Origin of the sequence: Henriciella sp., from assembly GCF_049649345.1 — a bacterium.
GTDB lineage: Bacteria > Pseudomonadota > Alphaproteobacteria > Caulobacterales > Hyphomonadaceae > Henriciella.
In genome coordinates, this window is the sequence record NZ_JBARZC010000122.1 from 1 (window position 1) to 4417 (window position 4417).

A 4417-nucleotide genomic window follows, 5' to 3' on the forward strand; every position below is an offset into this window, starting at 1 on the left:
GCTCAAGCCTGCGCCGATCAAGGCGGCGATCTGGTAGCTACTCCGCCGCGATCTTTTCCGGCTCTGGCGGTGTCCAGCGCAGGATCGGCTTGCGGGCCGCCTGGGTTTCGTCGAGCCGGCGCATCGGGGCGAGATAGGGCGCAGACTGCAGTGACTCGTCGCCCGCAGCCGCCCGTTTTGCCACCGATTCCAGCGCGTCGCAGAACCGGTCGAGCTCTGCCTTGCTCTCGGTCTCCGTCGGCTCGATCAGCATCGCGCCATGGACGACCAGCGGGAAGTACATGGTCATCGGGTGATAGCCCTCATCGATCAGCGCCTTGGCAATATCGAGGGTCTCGATGCCCTCTGCGGCAAACGCGTCGGAGAACAACGCCTCGTGCATGCAATAGCCGTCAAAGGCCGGTGTCATGACCGACTTCAGACGCGCCTGGATATAGTTGGCGTTGAGCACAGCGTCTTCGGCGGCCTGTTTCAGCCCGTCTGCGCCATGGCTCAGCATATAGGTCAGCGCGCGCACGAACATGCCCATCTGGCCATGGAAGGCGGCGAGGCGCCCAAACGCATCCTCGCCCTTGCCGTCGACTTCCTCGATAAGGCGGAAGCCGTCCTCATCCTTCACAACGAAAGGCACCGGCGCATAGTCGGCGAGCGCTTCTGACAGAACCGTCGGGCCAGAGCCCGGGCCGCCGCCGCCATGCGGGGTCGAAAAGGTCTTGTGCAGATTGATGTGCATCGCATCGATGCCGAGATCGCCGGGCCGCACGCGGCCAACGATGGCGTTGAAGTTCGCGCCGTCGCAATAGAAGTAGCCGCCGGCCTCGTGGATCAGGTCCGCGATTTCGCGGATATCGGTTTCAAACAGGCCGCACGTATTCGGATTGGTCAGCATGATGCCGGCGATATCGGCGCTGTCTTCCAGCTTCGAACGCAGGTCCTCCATGTCAACGCGGCCGCGCTTGTTCGCCTTGATCTCATCGACCTTGAAGCCACACTGGACGGCCGTTGCCGGGTTCGTGCCATGCGCGGAGGCGGGCACGAGGACGCGGGTGCGGGTCTCGATCTCGCCGCGCGCCATCAGCGCCCCGCGGATCGCCATCATACCGCAGAACTCGCCATGCGCGCCGGCCTTGGGGCTCATCGCGACAGCAGGCATGCCTGTTAGCGTCTTGAGCCAGGTGGCAAGCTGGTCCATCAGCTCCAGAGCGCCCTGAACAGTTGCCTGCGGCTGCAGCGGGTGAATGTCGGCGAAGCCCGGCATGCGTGCGGTTTTCTCATTGAGCCGCGGATTATGCTTCATCGTGCACGAACCGAGCGGGAAAAGGCCAAGGTCGATGGCGTAATTCTTCTGGCTGAGGCGCACATAATGGCGAACGGCTTCCGGCTCAGACAGGCCCGGCAGATCGGTCGGCCGCTTGCGCGTGACACCGCCGAGGCGGGATGTCGTGCCTTTCGGCGCTGGCAGGTCGACGCCGGTCTTGTCGGCACGGCCTGTCTCGAAGATCAGATCCTCACGTTGCTGCAGGCCGTGCGAGCCTGAGACGGTGTGAATGTGCGATGTCGCTGTCGCTTCAGACGGGGAGGTCTGGCGGCCTTGGGTGTTCATGCTCATATGCGTGCCTCCACATGGTGCGGGGAGTTGGTGCCGAATTTTTCGAGGATGCGCTTGTTCATCGCGCCGATATGGATCTGGCCGAGGGCGATGATTTCCTTGCGCAGATCCTCATAGAGTTTCTTGAAGGAGTCAGGGTCGCGCCAGAGCTCAGGGTCTTCGTAGATCGCCTTGAACTGGTCTTTGCGCCGTTTGGTTTTTGTCGGGTTGGCGCCGATCCGGTCGAAGACTTCTTCGAGATACTGCTCATACTCCCAGATCGCACGCTTGTGCTTCCAGGCGTCCTGATGCTGCGGAGCGGCGTCGACCATCAAAGCACCTCCCTCAGCGCATCCGCATAGGCGGCGATGTCTTCAGGCGTCGTGCATTCGGTCGCCGCGCAGACGAGGACATCGTCCATCTTCTTGTCGGGGAAGAGGCGCGAGACGCGCACCCCGCCAATCACGCCGACTTCGTCAAGCTCTGCGAGCACGGCCTCGGCGTTTACAGGCGTCCTGAAAGCGAACTCGTTGAAGAAGCGCGGGGTCAGGATTTCAACGCCCGGCACCGCTTCAAGCGCATCGGCGAGCGCGCAGGCCGCCTCATGGTTGAGCGTGGCAAGCTGGGTCAGCCCCTTGTCGCCGAGCAGCGTCATGTGGGCAGAGAAAGCGAGCGTGCAGAGGCCGGCATTGGTGCAGATGTTGGACGTCGCCTTGTCCCGGCGGATATGCTGCTCGCGCGTCGATAGCGTCAGCACGAAGCCGCGACTGCCTTCTGCATCCACCGTCTCGCCACAGAGCCGGCCCGGCATCTGGCGCACCAGTTTCTGCGTGCAGGCGAAAAGGCCGACATAGGGCCCGCCAAAGCTGAGCGGATTGCCGATGGACTGGCCTTCGCCAACCGCGATGTCAGCGCCCATTTCGCCGGGCGGCGTGACCAGGCCGAGCGAGATGGCTTCTGTAAAAACGGAGACGAGCAATGCGCCCTCGGCATGGGCCGCTTCGGAGACAGGCGTGAGGTCCGTCACCGTGCCGAACACATTCGGGCTCTGGCCGATGACGCAGGCCGTTTCCTTGGTCACGGCGTCCTTGAGCGCGAGTTCGTCATCCACGGCTGGCGGCAGTTGCACAATTTCAATGCCCTGCGCTTCGCAGACGGTGCGGGCCGCGGCGGCATAGTGGGGATGCAGGCCACCGGACAGAACGACGCGTTTGCGCCGGGTCGCGCGGCAGGCCATGAGGGCGGCTTCTGCGCAGGCCGTCGAGCCGTCATACATGGAAGCGTTGGCGACTTCCATCGCCGTCAGCGCGGCCACCTGGCTCTGGAATTCGAACAGGGTCTGCAGCGTCCCCTGCGCGATTTCAGGCTGGTACGGCGTGTAGGTCGTCAGGAATTCCGACCGCTGGATGATATGGTCCACCGTGGCCGGGACGTGGTGCTTGTAGGCGCCGCAGCCGACGAAGAACCGCCCCTCGGAGGCGGTCCGGTTCTTTCTGGCCAACGCCGCCATATGCCGCTCAACGGCCAGTTCACCCTGATGATCCGGCAGGCCTTCGACCTTGCCGCCAAGACGGGCGGCATTCGGTACGTCAGCATAGAAATCATCAACCGATTTCGCCCCGATCGTCTGGAGCATGGATGTGCGGTCTTCAGGCGTGAGCGGCAGATAGCGCATGTTTATTGGCCTTTGCAGAATTCGTAATAGGCATCCTTGTCCATCAGCCCCTGGGTCTCGGCGCCGTCAGAGAATTTGATGACGCAGAACCAGCCTTCGGATTCCGGATGCTCGTTGACCTTTTCCGGTGCGTCAGTGAGGTCGCCATTCGCGTCGATCACTTCGCCAGATAGCGGCGCATAGACGTCGGAGGCAGCTTTCACACTCTCTACGACAGCCATCTCGTCACCCTTCTTGAAGGTCTTGCCGACCTCGGGTGTCTCAACAAAGACGACATCGCCGAGCTGTTCGGCGGCGTAGCGGGTGATGCCTACCGTGGCGAGATCACCGTGAACGGTGACCCATTCATGGTCTTCGGTGTAGAATGTGACTTGCTGGGTGAAATGCTGGGTCATCGGGTTTAATCCTCAACGTTTGTAATTTGGTTCGACAAAGGGGAGCGCGGCGACCTCGCCTGCCCTCTCCTTGCCTCTGACTAACAACTGGACCGGGGTGCCGGGTTCCGTAAGATCGGCGCGGATATATCCCATCGCGACCGGACCTTCGACGGACGGGCCAAAGCCGCCGGAGGTGATCACGCCCACCTGCTCGCCATTCACATGGATTTCGGTGCCTTCGCGGGCGGGCGCGCGCTCAAGCGGGCGGATGCCGACGCGTTTTTCTGCCGGGCCATTGGCGATCTGGCCGAGGATTTTCTCGGCGCCGGGGAAGTCAGCGCGCTCGCGGCGTGACTTCTGGATCACCCATTGAAGGTCAGCCTCGACGGGCGTGCGGGACGGGTTCATGTCATGGCCGTAGAGGCAGAGCCCCGCCTCAAGACGCAGGCTGTCGCGGGCGCCGAGGCCGATGGGTTTGACGCGGTCATCGTCAAGCAGCGCTTTGACGATGCCGAGGCCGGTTTCATTGTTCGGCAGGAGAAGCTCGAACCCGTCCTCACCGGTATAACCGCAGCGCGAGACGATATAGCGCTCGCCATCCTTCTGAATGTGCTTGCAACGCATGAAGCTCAAATCCGAGGCTTCTGCGAAATGCGGCGCCAGCACCGCTTCTGCTTCTGGCCCCTGCAGGGCCACCAGAATGCGGTCATCGGCTGTCTGAAGCTGGCACGTGTCGCTGAGCTTGTCGCGCATCAGCGCCCAGTCCTGCTGCTTCAC

General features: G+C 62.7%; 5 protein-coding genes. All 5 read right to left on the reverse strand.

The genetic code is table 11. The features are described from left to right. Positions 1-37: 37 nt before the first annotated feature. A complete protein-coding gene (gene gcvPB / locus WA989_RS02995) occupies positions 38-1609 on the reverse strand; it encodes an aminomethyl-transferring glycine dehydrogenase subunit GcvPB (RefSeq protein WP_424339041.1) in 1572 nt (523 codons plus the stop codon). Further along, positions 1606-1920 carry a hypothetical protein gene (locus WA989_RS03000; protein ID WP_424339042.1) on the reverse strand — a complete coding sequence of 105 codons (315 nt, stop codon included), beginning with the start codon at positions 1918-1920 and terminating at the stop codon, positions 1606-1608. Before WA989_RS03000 ends, gcvPB begins: the two co-directional genes overlap by 4 nt. Beyond that, on the reverse strand, positions 1920-3263 hold the full coding sequence (gene gcvPA, locus WA989_RS03005) for an aminomethyl-transferring glycine dehydrogenase subunit GcvPA (protein WP_424339043.1): 1344 nt from the start codon (positions 3261-3263) through the stop codon (positions 1920-1922). The genes WA989_RS03000 and gcvPA overlap by 1 nt, the downstream gene beginning before the upstream one ends. A gap of 2 nt (positions 3264-3265) precedes the next feature. Beyond that, positions 3266-3658, reverse strand: coding sequence for a glycine cleavage system protein GcvH (gene gcvH, locus WA989_RS03010; RefSeq protein ID WP_424339044.1), 393 nt, complete (start codon positions 3656-3658; stop codon positions 3266-3268). Positions 3659-3670: 12 nt separating this feature from the next. Beyond that, positions 3671-4417: glycine cleavage T C-terminal barrel domain-containing protein (locus WA989_RS03015; RefSeq protein WP_424339045.1), on the reverse strand; the 747-nt coding region annotated here is incomplete at its 5' end.